Genomic DNA, 16,321 nt, shown 5'->3' with positions numbered 1-16,321 from the left:
GGCCGTAGCGGGGGTCTGGGGGCGGCAGCCCCCAGGGATGGGAACGGGTAGGGGCGGCGGGGGCGAGAAAGACCTCACCGCCCGCCCACGCTTCCCGGGAGGTCCCCGTGCCCCCTGTGTAACGGGGGGCGTTCCGGGGTGTAACACCGGCGTCGCACGCTGGCGGGATGGAGACCTCCGTGACGCCCACGCACTGCCCGTACTGCGCCCTGCAGTGCGGTATGAACCTCACGCCGGCAGCAGGCGGGGGCGTCACGGTCTCCGAGCGCGTCGACTTTCCCGTCAATCGTGGCGCCCTGTGCGGCAAGGGGCGCACCGCCCCAGCTCTGCTGTCACCGTCACTGCGGCTGACCGAGCCGCTCGTCCGGCGGGACGGCGTCCTCGTACCCGCGACCTGGGAAGAGGCGCTGGACCGCGTCGCCGAGGGACTGACCCGCACGCGTACGGAGCATGGCCCGGACGCGTGCGGTGTCTTCGGCGGGGGCGGGCTGACGAACGAGAAGGCCTACGCCCTCGGGAAGTTCGCCCGGGTCGTTCTCGGGACCTCCCAGATCGACTACAACGGGCGTTTCTGCATGTCGTCCGCCGCCGCTGCCGGGAACAGGGCGTTCGGGCTCGACCGGGGGCTGCCCTTCCCCATGGAGGACATCCCCAGGACCGGGTGCGTCATCCTCGTCGGATCGAATCTCGCCGAGACCATGCCGCCCGCCCTCCGCTACTTCACCGAACTCAAGGAGAACGGGGGGACGTTGATCGTCATCGATCCGCGTCGGACCCGTACCGCGGAGCAGGCCGATCTGCATCTCGCGCCGCGTCCCGGTACCGATCTCGCCCTCGCCCTGGGCCTGTTGCACCTGGTCGTCTCGCAAGGGCGCACCGACGAGGCGTTCATCGAGGAGCGGACCAGTGGGTGGGAGGAGACGCGGGCTGCCGCCATGGCCCACTGGCCCGAGTACGTGGAGCGGATCACCGGGGTGCCGGTGCCCCAACTCCGGGACGCCGTGCGGATGTTCTGCGAGCCGTCCACCGCGATGGTGCTCACGGCGCGTGGGCCCGAGCAGCAGTCCAAGGGGACGGACACGGTCAACGCGTGGATCAACCTGTGCCTGGCCACTGGACGTTCGGGGCGGCCGTACTCCGGATACGGGTGTCTGACCGGGCAGGGCAACGGGCAGGGCGGACGTGAACACGGCCAGAAGGCCGACCAGTTGCCCGGCTACCGCAAGCTGACCGACCCCGACGCGCGGCGCCATGTGGCCGGTGTGTGGGGCGTCGACCCGGACTCGCTGCCGGGGCCCGGGCTGAGCGCGTACGAACTCCTCGACTCGCTCGGTACGAGCATCCGCTCGCTGCTGCTGATGGGGTCCAACCCGGTGGTGTCCGCGCCCCGGGCCGGGCACATCCAACAGCGCCTGGAATCACTGGACTTCCTCGCCGTCGCGGATGTCGTGCTGTCCGAGACGGCCGCGCTCGCCGATGTCGTCCTGCCGGTGACGCAGTGGGCCGAGGAGACCGGTACGACCACCAACCTGGAGGGGCGGGTGCTGCTGCGCCGGCAGGCCGTCACTCCCCCGGAGGGTGTACGGAGCGATCTGTACGTCCTGCATCAACTCGCCGCCCGTGCGGGGGTGGAGAAGGGGTTCCCGGTCGAACCCGAGGAGGTCTTCGAGGAGTTGCGCCGGGCCAGCGCGGGCGGGATCGCCGACTACTCGGGGATCACGTACCAGCGACTCGCCGAGGAGAACGGCGTCTTCTGGCCGTGCCCCGCGCAGGACGACCAGCCGACACAGGACGACCAGCCAGCGCAGGCCGGCCAGCCGACGCGGGACGATCAGCCAGCGCGGGACGATCAGCCAGCGCAGGGCGGCCAATCGGCGCGGGACGGCCGGCAGTCGCAGGGCGGCCAGCCGACGCAGGACGATCAGCCAGCGCAGGGCGGCCAATCGGCGCAGGGCGGCCAGCCGGCGCAGGACAGCCTCCCGCTTGAACACGGCAGCGACCTGCCGTCGGCCTCGGTACATCCCGGCTCCCCCCGGCTCTTCCTCGACCGGTTCGCGACCGACGACGGTCGGGCCCGGTTCGTGCCCGTCGCCTACCGGCCGCTCGCCGAGGAGCCGGACGCCGAGTATCCGGTGCTGCTGACCACCGGGCGGGTCGTGGCGCAGTACCAGTCGGGAGCCCAGACGCGGCGTGTCGACGAGTTGAACGCCGCCGCGCCCGGGCCGTTCGTGGAGCTGCATCCCCGGCTGGCCGCGCGACTGGGGGCCGGGGAGGGGGACGCCATCACCGTCGTGTCGCGGCGTGGGCGGGCGGTGGCGCCGGCGCGGATCACGACCGCGATCCGCCCCGACACCGTCTTCATGCCCTTCCACTGGCCGGGCGAGGGCCGGGCCAACACGCTGACCAATCCGGCCCTCGACCCGGTCTCCCGGATGCCCGAGTTCAAGGCGTGCGCGGTACGGCTGGAGGTTGCCGTACGAGGCTAGCGGCGGCCCGGGGCCCGGTTTACGGGTACTACCAGGTGACCGGCAGCGTGCTTACTCCGTGGACCGCGCGCCCCTCGTGGGCGTTCACCTCCGCCGGGGCCGTCAGGCGCAGGCCCGGCAGGCGGCGGAACAACGTGGGCAGGGCGATCTGGAGTTCGGCGCGGGCGAGAGACTGACCGAGGCAGTTGTGCAGGCCGTGGCTGAAGGTGAGGTGGTGCTGGGTGTCCCGGGTGATGTCGAAGGTGTCCGGGTCCGAGAAGGTCCGGGGGTCGCGGTTCGCGGCCTGGAGCGCGATGACTACGCCCTCCCCCGCCCGTACCGTGACACCGCCGATCTCGGCGTCCTCCGTGGCGATACGCCGTATCCCGATGTGAACGACCGTGAGATAGCGCAGGAGTTCCTCGACCGCGCCCGGCACCAGCTCCGGATCGGCGCGCAGCGCTGCCAGTTGGGCGGGGTGGGACAGCAACGTGACCACCCCTAGGGACAGCATGCTCGCCGTCGTCTCATGACCCGCGATGAGCAGCATCACGGCAAGTCCGGCCGCCTCGGCGGCAGTTGCCTCGCCGGTGGCCACGCGCTCGGTCGCGAGCCTGCTCAGCAGGTCGTCGCCGGGGTCGGCGGTCTTGGCGGCGAGCAGCTCCATCAGGTACCCGAAGAGCGCGCCCCAGCCCGCCCGCATCGCCTCGGGCCCGTCGGTCACGGTGGCGAACGCGGCGGCGTGCCGATGGATGAACTCCCGGTCCGCGTACGGCACTCCGAGCAGTTCGCAGATGACGAGCAGCGGCAGCGGGAGGGTGAACTGCTCCACCAGATCGACGTCGGGCCCCTTGGCCACCAGGTCGTCGATGAGTCGGTCGGTCAACTGCTGGATGGACGGCCGCAGTTCCTCGGCACGGCGGAAGGTGAAGTCGGGGATCAGCATGCGACGCAGCCGGGTGTGGTCGGGCGCGTCCATGGCGAAGAGCTGGCCGGGGGTGGGGGGCGGCGGGGTCGGCTGAAGCCCGGGGAATCCTTCCCGTCGGTTCGACGAGCTGAAGCGGGCGTCGGCCAGGACGGCACGGGCGTCCTCGTGCCGGGTGACCAGCCAGGGCGTGTTGCCGCCCCAGAGGGCGATACGGCTGATCCGGCCCTGCTCGCGCAGCACGGCGTACTCGGCGGGCGGGTCGAGCAGGGCGGTGCGCCGCATGGGGAGGGTGGGCAGGGTCGTCTCGGAGGGGAGCGTGGTCTCAGACATGGTCGGTGTCTCCGGCGGGGTGGGGGGCTGCGGCGGGATCGGGGGCTGCGGCTTGATCCGTGGCTGCGGCATCGGCGGGCGCAACCGCAGTGCCGGTGGGCGTGGCATCGGCGGTGGGCGCGGCTTGGCCGGTGGCTGTGCCGGGAGCAGCGGCTGCGGCATCGGCCGCAGTGGGTGGCGTCGGCGACAGGCCCGCCAGCTTCAGCAGCAGGGCCTTGACGTCCGTCGCCGCGATCGACTCGCTGCCGTGTTCCGGCGCCGAGCACAGCAGTACCGGGCCGTGGTCGGGGTCGGTCGGGAGGCGGCCGTGGCTGCCCCGGACGCCTTCGGGGTTCAGGGGGACCGTTTGGAGGCGGTAGCGGAAGCCCAGTTTCTTGCGGGCCAGTTGGCCTGCCGCGCGTAGTTTCACGTTGGGGACCGTGTTGTCCCAAAGGAGTTCGGCGGGGTCGTAGCCGGGCTTGCGGTGGATCTCGACCTGGCGGGCGAAGTCGGGGGCTCGGTCGTCGTCGAGCCAGTAGTAGTACGTGAACCAGGCGTCGGCGTCCGCCACCGCGACCAGCTCTCCGGAGCGCTCGTGGTCCAGGCCGTGGGCCGCCTTGCCGACCGGGCCCAACACCTGGTCCACGCCTTCGAGTTCACCCAGGAGTTTTGCGACTCCGCGTACGTCGTCCGGATTCCGTACGTACACGTGCGCCACCTGGTGGTCGGCGACGGCGAAGGCGCGGGAGGTCCAGGGGTCGAGGTACTCCATGCCGTCCTGGGTGTGCACCTCCAGCAACCCGGCGCTGCGCAGGGCCCTGTTGATGTCCACGGGGCGGGAGACCGGGGTGATGCCGTACTCGCTGAGCGCGACCACCGTGGCGCCCGCCGCGAGGAAGTGGTCGATCAACGGGCGCAGGGCGTCGTCGAGTTGGCGCGCGGCGCGGATCGACGCCTCGGACTGGGGGCCGGAGCGCTGGGGTTCGTAGTCCATCTGCGGAATGTAGACCAGGGTCAGGTCGGGACTGTGCTCGTCGAAGACCTGGCGGGCGGCGCCCAGGATCCACTGGGTGGAGGGCATGCCGGCGTTGGGGCCCCAGTAGGTGAACAGGGGGAACGGGCCCAGGCGTTCGGTGAGTTCGTCGTGCAGGGTGGGCGGCCAGGTGTAGCAGTCGGGTTCCTTGCGGCCGTCGGAGTAGTAGATCGGGCGCGGGGTCACCGTCCAGTCGACGTCGGCGCCCATGGCGTACCACCAGCAGATGTTGGCGACCTTGTAGCCGGGCACCTGCTTTCGGGCCGCGTCCCAGATCTTCTCGCCGCCGACGAGGGCGTTGTGTTGCCGCCACAACAGGACGTCACCGAGGTCGCGGAAGTACCAGCCGTTGGCCACCGCGCCGTGGGTGGAGGGGAGTTCGCCGGTGAGGAAGGTGGACTGGGCGGTGCAGGTGACGGCCGGGAGTGTCGTGCCCAGGGGGGCTTTGAAGCCTCGGTCGGCGAGGGCCGCTACTGCGGGCATGTGGCGGAGGAGGGCCGGGGTGAGGCCGACGATGTCCAGGACGACGAGTCGGTTGGCGCTTCGGTTGGTGTCTCGGTCGGCGTTCGGGGTTTCGGTCATGAGTGGTCCTCCTTGAGGCCCAGGCCGGTCAACCGGTCGCGGGCCCAGGCGAGTTCGGCGGCGATACCGGCGGCGAGGTCGGCGGGCGGGTCGGGCAGGACGGTCCAGGTATAGGTCTCGACCTCGATGTGGTCGCAGATCGCCGTCGGGCCGCCCAGGAGGCCGGCGAGGGTGCCCGTGAGCGCGCCGGTGGTTGTCCGGAGAGGCGGCGCGGGCTCGGCATGCAGTGGGGCGTGGAAGTGGGTGCGCCAGGGGGTGGAGGAGCCGGTTGCCGGAAGGCCGTCGCCGTCCAGGGCGTCCGGCAGGTCGTCCACGCCGACTACCTTGCCCTCGGCGACCGTTCGGGTCTGGTGCAGGAACCGTCGTTCGGCCAGTTCACGCAGGGCGGCGAGGGCGTGCGGGTCGGTCGGGTCGGGGGCCTCGACCGCGCAGGACGCCTGGAGCTTGACGACCGGCAGTCCGGCCTCGGCGAGCCTCCCGAGGGCGTCCCCGGGCTCCTCGAACTGGACGGCGAGATGGCAGGCGTCCAGGCAGACGCCGAGATAGTCACGGTCGACGTCCGCGAACTCCCGTACCGCCTGGGTGGTGGTCTCCACGACGCACCCCGGCTCCGGTTCGAAGCCGACCCGGATACGGCGGCCGGTCTCCGACTCCAACTTCCCCAGCCCTGCGGCCAGTTGGTCCAGCGCGCGACGGGCCGTGTCCGCGCGCTCGTCCTCCCACGGGATGCGCCACGCGAGCGGGAGCGTGGAGACGCTGCCGCGTCGGGCGTCGTCGGGGAGGAGGGCGGCGAGGACACGGGCGCAGTCGAGGGTGTACGCGAGGCGGGCCGGGTCGGCCCAGTCGGGGAGGTAGACGTCCTTCTTGACGACCTCGCGGTGGAACCCCTCGTAGGGGAAGGCGTTGAGGGTGACCGTCTCCAGCCCTCGCGCCGCCAGTTCGGCTCGGAGCGTCCTCAACGCCCGTTCATCTGCCGCCAGTTCGGTGACGGCCGTACGGGCCAGCCACAGGCCGATGCCGAGCCGGCCCACGCCGAGCCGCTCCCGTACGGGTTCGGCGTAGGCGGCGAGCTGGGCGACGACTCCGGCGAGGTCCTCGGCCTGGTGGACGTTGCTGCAGTACGCGAGGTGGACGGGGGTGCCGTCGGGGTGGCGGAAGCGCACGGGCGGTTCACTCTCCCCCGCGCCGGATGGAGTTGCCCTCGAACGACGAGGTGTCGTCCGGCTTCGGCTCGTCCAGGTCGAGGCGTCCGCTCTGACCGTAGAAGGCGACGGGGTTGCGCCACAGGACGCGGTCGACGTCGTCGGCCGAGAAGCCGTCGGCGAGCATCGCTATTCCGGTCTTGCGTGTCTTCAGGGGGTCCGAACTGCCCCAGTCGGCCGCCGAGTTGACCATGACACGGTCGAGGCCGTGCTCCTGGAGGATGCGGACCATGCGGTCCTCGCTCATCTTCGTCTTGGGATAGACGGAGAATCCGGCCCAGCAGCCGCTGTCGAGGACCATGCCGACCGTCAGCTCGTTCAGGTGGTCCAGGACGACGAGTTCGGGGGCGATGCCCGACTCCCGTACGACGTCCAGGGTCCGGCGCGTGCCGGCCGCCTTGTCGCGGTGCGGGGTGTGGACGAGGGCGGGCAGGCCGTGTTCCACGGCGAGTTGGAGCTGTCGGGCGAGGACCTCGTCCTCCTCCTTGGTCATCGAGTCGTAGCCGATCTCGCCGACGGCGACGACCCGGTCCTTGGCGAGGTAGCGGGGCAGCTCGTCGAGGACGGGGAGGCAGCGCGGGTCGTTCGCCTCCTTCGGGTTGAGGGCGATCGTGCAGAAGTGCTGGATGCCGAACTGGGCGGCCCGGTACGGCTCCCAGCCGAGCAGCGAGTCGAAGTAGTCGTAGAAGGTGTCGGGCGAGGTACGGGGCTGGCCGAGCCAGAAGGCGGGCTCGACGACTGCCCGGACACCTGCCGCGTACATGGCCTCGTAGTCGTCGGTGGTGCGGGAGGTCATGTGGATGTGAGGGTCGAAGATGCGCATGATCACTCGGTTCCGTGGGTGCTGGTCGCGCTGGTCGTTGTTCCGCTGCTGGTGGTTCCGATGGTGGTCGTTCCGGTGGTGGTCGTTCCGGTGGTGGTGAAGGGGCGCACCAGGGGGGTGATGTCCTCGGGTACGGGACGTCCGGCCGCCGTCCGCTCACGCGCGAAGTCGCCGAGCATGCGGGCGAGTTCGGCGTCGGCGCGGTCGTCGAGTCCGGCCACGCGGGCGAGCGGGATCTCGCAGAAGACGCACTTCAGGACGGCCTGGCGGTATTCGTCCGCCGGGAGGTGGGCCGCCGCGTAGGGGCCGAGGGCGGCCTCGATCAGCGTGTTGTCGTTGCCGCGCAGGGTCTGCCGTACGAGGTCCAGGAACCGGCCGGTGCCGTCGCGGTCGAGCTGGGGCAACGCCCGTAGGACGGCGCGTTGTTCGGCGGGGTCGCCGTAGCGGTGGAGCGCTCCCACCTCGTCGGTGAGGGCCTGGTCGCGCAGGGGCAGCGCGGTCAGGAGGAGGGCGCGGACGGCTTCGTCGACGGTCCGGCCGTCGGGCAGCGGGGCGCGTCCGCAGTGGCGGCGGACGGCGGGGAAGAGGGTGCGGATGGCGGTGGGCGCGGCGGCGATCTCGGCCAGGGCGGTGTCGAGCCAGGCGCGGGCTTCGGGGGTGAGGGGAAGGGAGGAATGGAGGGCTGGGCCGGAAAGGGGCATGACGGCGTTCCAGAATGGGAGTGGGCGAAGAGGAACAGAAAGAAAGGGGGTCGGGAGAACGTCAGAGCAAAAGAGATCGCAAAATACTCGTGAACGAATTGCGAAAGGGCGGACGCTCAGGAGGCGAGCAGGGTCCGGGATTCGGCCCGGCGCAGGAACTCCAGGGAGTTGCGGGCGATGTCGGGGGCGTCCAGAGCACCGCCCTGGATCTCGACGGACACCAGACCGCGGTGCCCGAGGTCGGTCAGCGCCGCCAGTACCGGCGGGAAGTCGATCTCGCCCGCGCCGAACTCCAGATGCCGGTGGACACCGCGGACCATGTCCTCGATCTGGACGTTCAGCAGCTGCGGCGCGGCCAGGTCGACGCAGTCGAGCAGCGACTGCTCTTCCACGCAGTGCGCGTGCCCGATGTCCAGCGTGACGCCCAACAGCTCGTGTCCGCCGGTCAGTTCGCGCAGCCGCAGACACTTCGCGACGGTGTCGACGAACATGTGCGGCTCGGGTTCGAAGGCCAGCGCGACCCCGTACGCCTCCGCCGTCTCCAGCGCCGCCCCGACACCCGCGGCCAGCCGCCGCCAGGCCTCCGGCTCCGGAATGCCGTCCGGAGCCGGTCCGCTGCACAACTGGACAGTGGGCGAGCCGAGTTCGGCGGCGATACGGACGGCGCGCCGCAACAGGTCGATACGGCGGTCCGGTTCGCCGGACATCAGGGTCGGCTGGTGCTTGCCCCAGGGGTCGAGGAAGTAGGGCGCCCCGGTCTCGACGGTGACCGTCAGTCCGAGTCGCGCCAACTGTCCTTGTACGCGGGCGACTTGGTGGTCCAGGTCGTCGGCGTACGGGTCGAGGTGGTTGTGGTCGAGGGTGAGGGCGACGCCGTCGTAGCCCAGGTCGGCGAGGATGCCGAGGATGTCGGAGAGTCGGTGGTGGGTGAAGCCGTTGGTGCCGTAGCCGAATCTCAGGCCCATGCCCCGCCCTTCGTCACACTTCCCAAGTCGGGTCTCATGTCGGGCCCCGTATCGGATCTCATGTCGGATCTCATGTTGGGGACACCCGTCTCGCCAGGCGCTGGGCCACCGGGTGCACGGCACCCAGGAGTGCGGCGGCGACCGGCGCTCCGGCGCGCGCCGTGAGCGCCGCCTGGAGGGGGACCATGGCGAGGATGCCCGCCCCCACGGCACGCCGTACCGAACTCGCGCCTGGATCGCGTACGGCCTGCGCCTGGGCCCTGCCGTACGTCCCCAGGTAGGCGAGAACCGCCGCGGAGGCGACGGCGGTTCGGGCGGCCGTCGCGCGGGGCAGCGGGCGCCGGGGCGGCAGCACCGCCGGGAGCACGGAGGGCAGCACCGTCGAGAGCGCCGTGGCCGAGGACACGGCCAGGGTCGTGGCGGGCAGCCGGGCCGGCGCACCGGAGATCTCGTGACGGCTCAGAGCGGTGATCGTGTAGGTGTGCACTCCGGTGAGGAGTGCGGGGAGGGCGCCGCGAGCGAGCGCACCGCCCGTGCCGCCGCCACGGGAGCCGTGCGTGCCACGGGAGCCGTGCGACGGAGGGCTGCCGCCGCCCGCCACCGCACCCGCCAGCACGTCGAGCGCGCGGGCGCCCGCCATCGCCGCCGGGCCGGCCGGAGTCGACTTCAGTTTCAGGTCGTACGCCCATATCAGCGCCGTCAGCGGCAGCGCGACGGCGAGTCCGCGCCGGCCGCCCGACACCGCCGCGAGGCCGAGGCCCGCGCCGGTCAGACCGGTGGCGACGGCCAGCGCGGTCCGGCGCGGCACCCGGCCGGAGGGCACCGGACGGGCGGGCCGTTCGACCGCGTCGACGGCGGCGTCGGCGTAGTCGTTGAGGGCCATGCCGGCCCAGTAGAGACAGACGGAGGAAGCCATCGCGCCGGCTGTCCTGGGGCCGAGGGGCCGGCCCGCCGCGGTCGCGCCCGCCAGGATGTCACCGGGGACACTGAGCGCGGCCGGAGCCCGGACCAGGCTCACCAGGTCGGAAAGTGGGGGTAGTTGGAACTTGGCACTTTGTAGGGGTTGTCTGGAACCGGCGTGGGGAATTGCTTTCCGGTCACTCATGGCCCAATCATTACCGAAATTGTTTGAAAGCTAATACTCCGATCCGATGATGTTCCTTGTGAGGAACGCGACAACTGAATCTTGTTGACAAGGGTTGCCAGTTGGGGGCGGACCAGCCGCGTTGCCTTCAGCGGCGCGTGTGCCAGTCTCCGCCCTCGATGCGCCTGCCGTCCGCCCGCAACTGCGCGGCGACGACCGGACCGGCGACGTACACCCAGGCGTCCACGGCGGTCCCGTCGGCGTCCAGTGTCACCGGGTGTTTCACCCGCTCGTACAGGCTGCGCGGGTCGCCCGGCACGCACTCCTCCAACTCGTCGAGTACGGCGAGCAGTTCGTCGTACGCCTCCGGCAGCGCGGTGACCAGTTCGCCGTGCACGACCCCGCCGGGTTCCGGCACGGCGTACGGGTAACCGGGCCCGTCGTACAGGGCCGCGTCCGCCAGCCGTCCCGGACGCTCCGACTGCGTACGGCCGCGCAGGAAGTGGTCGTGGTTGTGCTCGCCGGGGCGGAGGGTGCCGTAGACGAAGAAGGGGAGTCTCACCGGTCGTTCTCTCATTCGTGGGGACGGCGTTCGTGTGGATGGGGAAACGATTCTCGCCATAAGTCGAGGTGAAGGCGTACGCGGTCTGGACACGACATGTCATGGCCCCTTAAACCTGGGCGATCACCGCCGCCTTCGTCCCCCCACCCAAGGAGACCGATGACCTCCCGTCTCGCCGCGGCCGGCGTAGCCGCCACCACCGCCGCCCTCCTGGCCGCCGCGCTCTCCCCCACCGCCGGTGCGGCCGACAGACCGACCCGGGACACCGCGATCAGGAACGCGGTCACCGCACTCGTGGACCAGGCCGCTCACCTGGGTCTGACTTCCGTACAGGGCACGACAGTTCGGGACGTCATCGTCGACAAGGACGGCAGCCAGCACGTCCGTTACGACCGGACGTACCGTCAACTCCCGGTCCTGGGCGGCGACTTCGTGATCCATCTGACCCCCGAGGGCACCTACCGAGGCGCGAGCCGCGCCACGACCCGCCCGATATCCCTGTCCACGATCCGCCCGACGGTGTCGGCCCCGAGGGCGGCGGACCTGGCGACGGCGGCGCTGCGCGCGGTGAACGTGGGCGAGCTGCTGAAGAAGATAACGACCAAGCCGGAGCTGGTGGTTGACGCCCTGCACGGCACCCCGAAGCTCGCCTGGCGGACGAACGCGGTGGCACAGGACTCGGCCGGCAACCCGGTCGCCCGGACCGTGGTGACCGACGCGAGGACCGGCGCCCAGATCGACGCCTGGGACAGCATCGAGACGGCGACGGGCGACGGGAAGTCCCTGTACGGCGGCACGGTCCCGCTGGAGACGACGGTCTCCGGATCGACGTACCAGCTGAAGGACGCGACGCGCGGCAACACGTACACGGGCGACGCCGAGAACGGCACCGACCTGTGCATTCTCGGGATCTGCATCATCCGTGCGCCCGCGACGCTCTTCACGGACACGGACAACCACTGGGGCACCGGGACGACGGCGGACCGGGCCTCGGCGGCGGTGGACGCGCAGTACGGCACCGACGAGACGTGGGACTACTACAAGGACACGTTCGGGCGCAGCGGCATCAAGGGCGACGGGGTCGGCTCGTTCAACCGTGTGCACTACGGCAGCAGCTACAACAACGCGTTCTGGGACGACACTTGCTTCTGCATGACGTACGGCGACGGTGACGGTACGACGTTCGGTCCACTGGTCTCGCTGGACGTGGCCGGGCACGAGATGACGCACGGCGTGACCTCGGCGACGGCGGATCTGACGTACTCGGGTGAGCCGGGCGGCCTGAACGAGGCCACGTCGGACATCTTCGGCACGTTGGTGGAGTTCAACGCGGCCAACTCCACTGATCTCGGGGACTACTTGATCGGCGAGAAGATCGTGAAGTCGGGCTTCGGCCGCTCGGCCCTGCGTTACATGGACGAGCCGTCGAAGGACGGGAACTCGGTCAACTGCTGGAGTTCCAGCGTCGGGAACCTGGATGTCCACTACTCCTCGGGCGTCGCGAACCACTTCGCGTATCTGCTGGCGGAGGGCAGCGGCGCGAAGTCACTGAACGGCGTCAGCTACAACTCCCCTACCTGCAACGGCAGTTCGGTCGCGGGCATCGGCCGGGCAAAGCTGGGCGCGATCTGGTACAAGGCGCTGACGACGTACATGACGTCCTCGACGAACTACGCGGGCGCCCGCACGGCGACGCTGAACGCGGCGCGTGATCTGTACGGGGCGAGCAGCACGGAGTACGCGACGGTGGGCGCGGCCTGGAGTGCGGTGTCGGTGGGCTGAGCAGGGGGTGTGACGGTGGCCACTCCGGGCGGATCACCGGGGTGGCCGTCCGGTTGCTCGTCGATTCGGCGAAGCGGAGTACGTATCGTTGACCTTGGGCCTTAGGTTGAACCCTGCACGAACGCGTCCGCTGCGACCGAGGAGACGATGTCACCATGTCCGAATCCGAGCCGAGATCCGAACAGAAGATCGACACCTCGGTTCCGCATTCCGCCCGTATCTGGAACTACTGGCTGGGCGGCAAGGACAACTACCCCGTGGACGAGGCGGCCGGTGACGCGTACACGGCCGTGTTCCCGGGCATCGTCACGATCGCGCGCAGCAGCCGCGCGTTCCTGGGCCGGACGATCCGCCATCTGGCCGGGGAGGCGGGCATCCGCCAGTTCCTGGACGTCGGCACCGGCCTGCCGACGGTCGACAACACGCACGAGGTCGCGCAGGGGGTCGCTCCCGACGCGCGCATCGTGTACGTGGACCACGACCCGCTGGTCCTGACCCACGCCCGCGCCCTGTTGACGTCGACCCCCGAGGGCGCGACGGACTATGTGGACGCGGACCTGTACGACACGGAGCGCATCCTGGAGGCGGCGGCGAAGACCCTCGACCTCACCCGCCCGACCGCCCTGATCCTGAGCGGCATCCTGGGTCACGTGACGGACTACGACGCGGCCCGCGGAATCGTCCGCGACCTGATGTCGGGCCTCCCGTCGGGGAGTTACCTGTCCCTGAACGAGGGCTCACGGGGTACGGACCCGGCCTACGAGCAGGCACAGGACGCGTACAACGAGACGGGCGCGGTGCCGTATTTCCTGCGGCCGGTGGAGCAGATCGAGGCGTACTTCGAGGGGCTCGACCTGGTGGATCCGGGGGTGGTCTCGGTACCGCTGTGGCGGCCGGAGCCGAGCGCGTCCGGGGTGGCGGCACCGGCGATCGGCCAGCACGGCGGGGTGGGGCGCAAGCGCTGACCTGTGCTGTCGGGGCGCGCCGAGTGCGGTTCGGCGCGCCCCGACAACGGGCTCAGCCCTGCTTGGGGGCGGCCTGCTGGACCACGTCGAACGACCAGAGAGTCGAGGCGGAGGCGGCGGGCTTGGGCTGCTCCCCTCCTGCGGCGGCAGGACGGTGCGCCGACTGCATCGGGCCCGCCATCCAGGCCTGGAAGTCCTCTTCACTGCGCCAGCGCGTGTACACCAGGTAGCTGTCGGTGCCCTCGACGGGCCGAAGCAGCTCGAACCACTCGAACCCGTCCGACCCCTCGACGGCCCCGGCCCGCGACGCGAACCGCTTCTCCAGCGTCTCGCGCTGCTCTTCGGGAACCGTGAGTACGTTGATCTTTACGATGCTCATGAGGCCCATCTTGCCGCAGGGCGCTCAGCGTTTCGCAGGGGGACTCGTATGACGTCCAGCTCGCACCAGACGAGCTTGCCGACGGTCAGCTCGGTGACGCCCCAGCGGTCGGAGAGGGCACCGACGATGAGGAGTCCCCGGCCGATGAGCTGTTCGGGAAGATCGCCGAACGCTCCCTCAGCGAGCGGGAGTCGGTCTCGTTCCTCCACAAGCTGCGCAAGGAACTGTGAGCCGTGACTGAATTCGAGTACCGGAAGTCCAGCTACAGCGACCAGGCGGCCGAGTGCGTCGAGGTCGCCACGAACATCCCCACCACCATCGCGATACGCGACTCCAAGACCCCGACAACACCCCCCTCCACCTGGCCCCCGCCACCTGGGAAACGTTCCTAACCGTCCTCGCACACCCTCGCCTTGAACTCCGCCACCGGGACGGTGACCGCGGATTCGTCGCCCTCGTAGCGGACCGTTCCCGGGGTTAGCCCGTCCCGGTCGGCCGTCGTGAACGAGACGCTGCTCGACGACCAGGAATTGTCCTCGGTCCAGCCGTACAGGGTGTAAGTCGTCTTGGCGGTGAGCGGTTTGAGGGATGTGGTCGCCGTCCAGCCGGTGGCAGGGGCGTCGAGGGACCATGTGGCGAGACCGGCCTTGAGGGGGCGGGCGGCGGACCATGAACCGAGGTCCGCTTCACTGTCGGAGTCGGCCGCGTACAGAGTCGCCCCGTCGATGTGATGCCCGCAGACCATCATGACGCCGAGCAGATCACCGTCGGCGTTCACCGAGATCCCGGCGACCGCATCGATCGGGACCGTGCACCCCGAGGTCGTGGTCAGGGCGGCGCAGGCCGCCAGTGCGCCGACGAGACGTCGGATCAGCGGCCACGAAACGGTCGACTGCACGGAGGCCCCCTCGCCGAGGGGTCGCTACGTGTACCCCCGTACACCGGATGGTAGGCACGCCCCGCGTCGAGCCACGGCGTCGCCGCCCACCCGTTGCACCCTCGTTGTGGCCTCGTAGCCGACGCACCGTCAGAACCAGTGCAGGCAGTGCGGGGAGCGGTCTGCGCGGAAGAGGGTGTCGGCGAGGGTGGCCGCGCCCGGGTGGTGGGCCTGGATGTGTCCGGCGCGTACGAGTGTGCTCGGGGCGGTGCCGCCGAGGTAGACGGAGCCCAGGTCGCGTATGTCCAGGGACAGGTCGGGTTCCCGGTCCGTGGGAACGCATTCGGCCTTGCCGTCCCGGACGGTCAGCAGGTGGCGGCCGTGTTCGCCGAGGAACGGGTCGTCGACGTCGAGGACGAGTTGGCCGTCCGTGAACCAGCCGCGCGCGGTCAGCGCACGCGGGACGTCCAGCAGCCGTACCCAGAGCCAGTCCATGTCGCCGCTCACCTCGCCGGCGCGGCGGTCCGCGAGCTGCCAGCGCAGCGGGTGATCAGGCGGGACCTGCTTGAACACGACCTGGGAGACCAGGTCGTGTCCGAGTACGAACCGGGCCAGGGCCGTGAAGACGGCGTCGTCGGCGGTGATGATCTCGTCGACCGTCAGGGTGCCGGACTCGAGCGAGTAGCTGGCGTACCCGTCCGGGACGCCGTCGGTGTCCCGGTGGACGGCGATGTAGCGCGGCGCCGGCGAGATCGGGGGCTGCCCCGCGCGCAGGGCCCACCAGCGGTGCGGTCGGGACAGTGCGCCGGGCTGGGCGCGGCGGTAACGGTCGTAGACCTCTTCCAGGATCTCGCCGCATTCGGCACGGCGCAGTACCTCGACCGTGCCGGTCGCCGGGGCGTCGGTCGCTGCGTGTGCCCGGGGAGCGGTGAAGGCGGCCTTGTGGCGTGGCACCGTCAGACGGGCCGTGTAGGTCGCCGGTCCGTAGCCGAACCTGCCGTAGATCGTGGCCTCGGAGGCCAGCAGTACGGAGAGGAACTCCCCGCGGGCCCGCAGCTCGGCGAGCTGATGCCGCATCATCGCGGTGAGCACGCCCTGGCGCCGGTGCGAGGGCAGAACGCCGACGGCGGTCACCCCGGGGACCGGGACGAGGATCTCACCGGGCAGGGTGAGCTCGAAGGGGTACGTGGCGGCGGTGCCTACGGACCGCCCCTCCGCCGTCACGGCGAGCAGGCAGCGGTCCGATTCGATCGCCGACCACCAGCGCCCGCCGCCGTCGACCGGAGGTTCCGGGAAGAGGCCGAACGCGGCATGGACTGTCTCGACGAAGACGTCGAGATCCTCATCGGTCGTGGGACGGATCTCCATCGGTACCGCTGCCTCCTCGGGGTTCGGGATACCGCCACCACGACTCATATTGTCCGGCCAGGCCACATTGCAGCGTCAACCCGTAGGCAGGGCAAGCGAATTACGGCCGGTCCGGCCCCGCCCTGGCTCAGGCAATGGGCGTCAACCCGAGCAGGGTGAGGGCAGAGTGTGGCGTCGCCATGGACAGACTCGGCTCGGCGAACGCCACGGAGGACACGCGCGTACGGCCACTGGTCGTCGAGGGAGTACGGACCTTTCTGCGGGCATACCGGACCACCAGGTAGGCAGGGAACGCC

At 70.6% G+C, this 16,321-nt stretch carries 16 protein-coding genes and 1 pseudogene; 5 read left to right on the top strand and 12 right to left on the bottom strand.

The window, feature by feature from the left end; translation table 11 throughout:
- The first annotated feature begins 167 nt into the window (after nucleotides 1-167).
- On the top strand, nucleotides 168-2,486 hold the full coding sequence (locus ACFYXF_RS19490) for a molybdopterin oxidoreductase family protein (protein ID WP_389350842.1): 2,319 nt from the start codon (nucleotides 168-170) through the stop codon (nucleotides 2,484-2,486).
- Between the two features lie 28 nt (nucleotides 2,487-2,514).
- Here the strand turns inward: ACFYXF_RS19490 and ACFYXF_RS19485 are convergent, their stop codons facing one another.
- The 8 genes from ACFYXF_RS19485 to ACFYXF_RS19450 all read right to left on the bottom strand — a co-directional run bounded on the left by ACFYXF_RS19485 (nucleotide 2,515) and on the right by ACFYXF_RS19450 (nucleotide 10,654).
- Nucleotides 2,515-3,723 carry a cytochrome P450 gene (locus ACFYXF_RS19485; RefSeq protein ID WP_389350841.1) on the bottom strand — a complete coding sequence of 403 codons (1,209 nt, stop codon included), beginning with the start codon at nucleotides 3,721-3,723 and terminating at the stop codon, nucleotides 2,515-2,517.
- Complete coding sequence (locus ACFYXF_RS19480) at nucleotides 3,716-5,317, bottom strand: alkaline phosphatase family protein (RefSeq protein ID WP_389350840.1); 1,602 nt, start codon at nucleotides 5,315-5,317, stop codon at nucleotides 3,716-3,718. The genes ACFYXF_RS19485 and ACFYXF_RS19480 overlap by 8 nt, the downstream gene beginning before the upstream one ends.
- Nucleotides 5,314-6,480 (bottom strand): metabolite traffic protein EboE, encoded by a 1,167-nt coding sequence (eboE, locus tag ACFYXF_RS19475; protein ID WP_389350839.1) that lies wholly within the window; start codon nucleotides 6,478-6,480, stop codon nucleotides 5,314-5,316. Before eboE ends, ACFYXF_RS19480 begins: the two co-directional genes overlap by 4 nt.
- 7 nt (nucleotides 6,481-6,487) lie before the next feature.
- Entirely contained in the window at nucleotides 6,488-7,342 is an 855-nt protein-coding gene (locus ACFYXF_RS19470) for a TatD family hydrolase (protein ID WP_389350838.1), read from the bottom strand.
- A 2-nt stretch (nucleotides 7,343-7,344) separates the two neighbouring features.
- Nucleotides 7,345-8,043 carry an EboA domain-containing protein gene (locus ACFYXF_RS19465; RefSeq protein ID WP_389350837.1) on the bottom strand — a complete coding sequence of 233 codons (699 nt, stop codon included), beginning with the start codon at nucleotides 8,041-8,043 and terminating at the stop codon, nucleotides 7,345-7,347.
- A 116-nt stretch (nucleotides 8,044-8,159) separates the two neighbouring features.
- Nucleotides 8,160-9,008, bottom strand: coding sequence for a sugar phosphate isomerase/epimerase family protein (locus ACFYXF_RS19460; RefSeq protein ID WP_389350836.1), 849 nt, complete (start codon nucleotides 9,006-9,008; stop codon nucleotides 8,160-8,162).
- Between the two features lie 70 nt (nucleotides 9,009-9,078).
- Nucleotides 9,079-10,026 (bottom strand): SCO3242 family prenyltransferase, encoded by a 948-nt coding sequence (locus tag ACFYXF_RS19455; RefSeq protein ID WP_389350835.1) that lies wholly within the window; start codon nucleotides 10,024-10,026, stop codon nucleotides 9,079-9,081.
- A gap of 214 nt (nucleotides 10,027-10,240) precedes the next feature.
- A complete protein-coding gene (locus ACFYXF_RS19450) occupies nucleotides 10,241-10,654 on the bottom strand; it encodes a gamma-glutamylcyclotransferase family protein (protein WP_389350834.1) in 414 nt (137 codons plus the stop codon).
- 159 nt (nucleotides 10,655-10,813) lie between these two features.
- Between ACFYXF_RS19450 and ACFYXF_RS19445 the strand changes: the two genes are divergently transcribed.
- Together ACFYXF_RS19445 and ACFYXF_RS19440 are read left to right on the top strand one after the other, a co-directional pair.
- Nucleotides 10,814-12,436, top strand: a complete 1,623-nt coding sequence (locus ACFYXF_RS19445; protein ID WP_389350833.1) for a M4 family metallopeptidase — start codon at nucleotides 10,814-10,816, stop codon at nucleotides 12,434-12,436.
- Between the two features lie 155 nt (nucleotides 12,437-12,591).
- Nucleotides 12,592-13,401, top strand: a complete 810-nt coding sequence (locus ACFYXF_RS19440) for an SAM-dependent methyltransferase (protein WP_389350832.1) — start codon at nucleotides 12,592-12,594, stop codon at nucleotides 13,399-13,401.
- Nucleotides 13,402-13,453: 52 nt separating this feature from the next.
- Here the strand turns inward: ACFYXF_RS19440 and ACFYXF_RS19435 are convergent, their stop codons facing one another.
- Nucleotides 13,454-13,780, bottom strand: a complete 327-nt coding sequence (locus tag ACFYXF_RS19435) for an antibiotic biosynthesis monooxygenase family protein (RefSeq protein WP_389350831.1) — start codon at nucleotides 13,778-13,780, stop codon at nucleotides 13,454-13,456.
- On the bottom strand, nucleotides 13,777-13,989 hold the full coding sequence (locus ACFYXF_RS19430; protein WP_389350830.1) for a hypothetical protein: 213 nt from the start codon (nucleotides 13,987-13,989) through the stop codon (nucleotides 13,777-13,779). Before ACFYXF_RS19430 ends, ACFYXF_RS19435 begins: the two co-directional genes overlap by 4 nt.
- 24 nt (nucleotides 13,990-14,013) lie before the next feature.
- Here ACFYXF_RS19430 and ACFYXF_RS19425 point away from each other — a divergent pair, with 24 nt between their 5' ends.
- Nucleotides 14,014-14,172, top strand: coding sequence for a DUF397 domain-containing protein (locus ACFYXF_RS19425; protein ID WP_389350829.1), 159 nt, complete (start codon nucleotides 14,014-14,016; stop codon nucleotides 14,170-14,172).
- On the opposite strand, the gene ACFYXF_RS19420 is transcribed toward ACFYXF_RS19425, so the two are convergent.
- Together ACFYXF_RS19420 and ACFYXF_RS19415 are read right to left on the bottom strand one after the other, a co-directional pair.
- Complete coding sequence (locus ACFYXF_RS19420) at nucleotides 14,169-14,678, bottom strand: hypothetical protein (protein WP_389350828.1); 510 nt, start codon at nucleotides 14,676-14,678, stop codon at nucleotides 14,169-14,171. The genes ACFYXF_RS19425 and ACFYXF_RS19420 overlap by 4 nt on opposite strands.
- A 129-nt stretch (nucleotides 14,679-14,807) precedes the next feature.
- A complete protein-coding gene (locus ACFYXF_RS19415; RefSeq protein ID WP_389350827.1) occupies nucleotides 14,808-16,025 on the bottom strand; it encodes a GNAT family N-acetyltransferase in 1,218 nt (405 codons plus the stop codon).
- Nucleotides 16,026-16,195: 170 nt separating this feature from the next.
- Here ACFYXF_RS19415 and ACFYXF_RS19410 point away from each other — a divergent pair.
- A pseudogene (locus ACFYXF_RS19410) lies at nucleotides 16,196-16,309 on the top strand (TetR/AcrR family transcriptional regulator); the annotation flags it as partial.
- Between the last annotated feature and the right edge of the window lie 12 nt (nucleotides 16,310-16,321).

The organism is Streptomyces sp. NPDC002680 (genome assembly GCF_042889145.1).
GTDB lineage: Bacteria > Actinomycetota > Actinomycetes > Streptomycetales > Streptomycetaceae > Streptomyces > Streptomyces adonidis.
The sequence above is the reverse complement of the archived record's forward strand: the minus strand, read 5'-3'. Positions and strand labels throughout refer to the sequence as shown.

What these genes read in the sequence shown, in the direction of transcription:
- ACFYXF_RS19435 (WP_389350831.1), bottom strand. Translation starts at nt 13,780, where the DNA reads ATGAGCATCGTAAAGATCAACGTACTCACGGTTCCCGAAGAGCAGCGC.
- ACFYXF_RS19480 (WP_389350840.1), bottom strand. Translation starts at nt 5,317, where the DNA reads ATGACCGAAACCCCGAACGCCGACCGAGACACCAACCGAAGCGCCAAC.
- ACFYXF_RS19460 (WP_389350836.1), bottom strand. Translation starts at nt 9,008, where the DNA reads ATGGGCCTGAGATTCGGCTACGGCACCAACGGCTTCACCCACCACCGA.
- ACFYXF_RS19445 (WP_389350833.1), top strand. Translation starts at nt 10,814, where the DNA reads ATGACCTCCCGTCTCGCCGCGGCCGGCGTAGCCGCCACCACCGCCGCC.
- ACFYXF_RS19490 (WP_389350842.1), top strand. Translation starts at nt 168, where the DNA reads ATGGAGACCTCCGTGACGCCCACGCACTGCCCGTACTGCGCCCTGCAG.
- ACFYXF_RS19440 (WP_389350832.1), top strand. Translation starts at nt 12,592, where the DNA reads ATGTCCGAATCCGAGCCGAGATCCGAACAGAAGATCGACACCTCGGTT.
- ACFYXF_RS19470 (WP_389350838.1), bottom strand. Translation starts at nt 7,342, where the DNA reads ATGCGCATCTTCGACCCTCACATCCACATGACCTCCCGCACCACCGAC.
- ACFYXF_RS19465 (WP_389350837.1), bottom strand. Translation starts at nt 8,043, where the DNA reads ATGCCCCTTTCCGGCCCAGCCCTCCATTCCTCCCTTCCCCTCACCCCC.
- ACFYXF_RS19415 (WP_389350827.1), bottom strand. Translation starts at nt 16,025, where the DNA reads ATGGAGATCCGTCCCACGACCGATGAGGATCTCGACGTCTTCGTCGAG.
- ACFYXF_RS19485 (WP_389350841.1), bottom strand. Translation starts at nt 3,723, where the DNA reads ATGTCTGAGACCACGCTCCCCTCCGAGACGACCCTGCCCACCCTCCCC.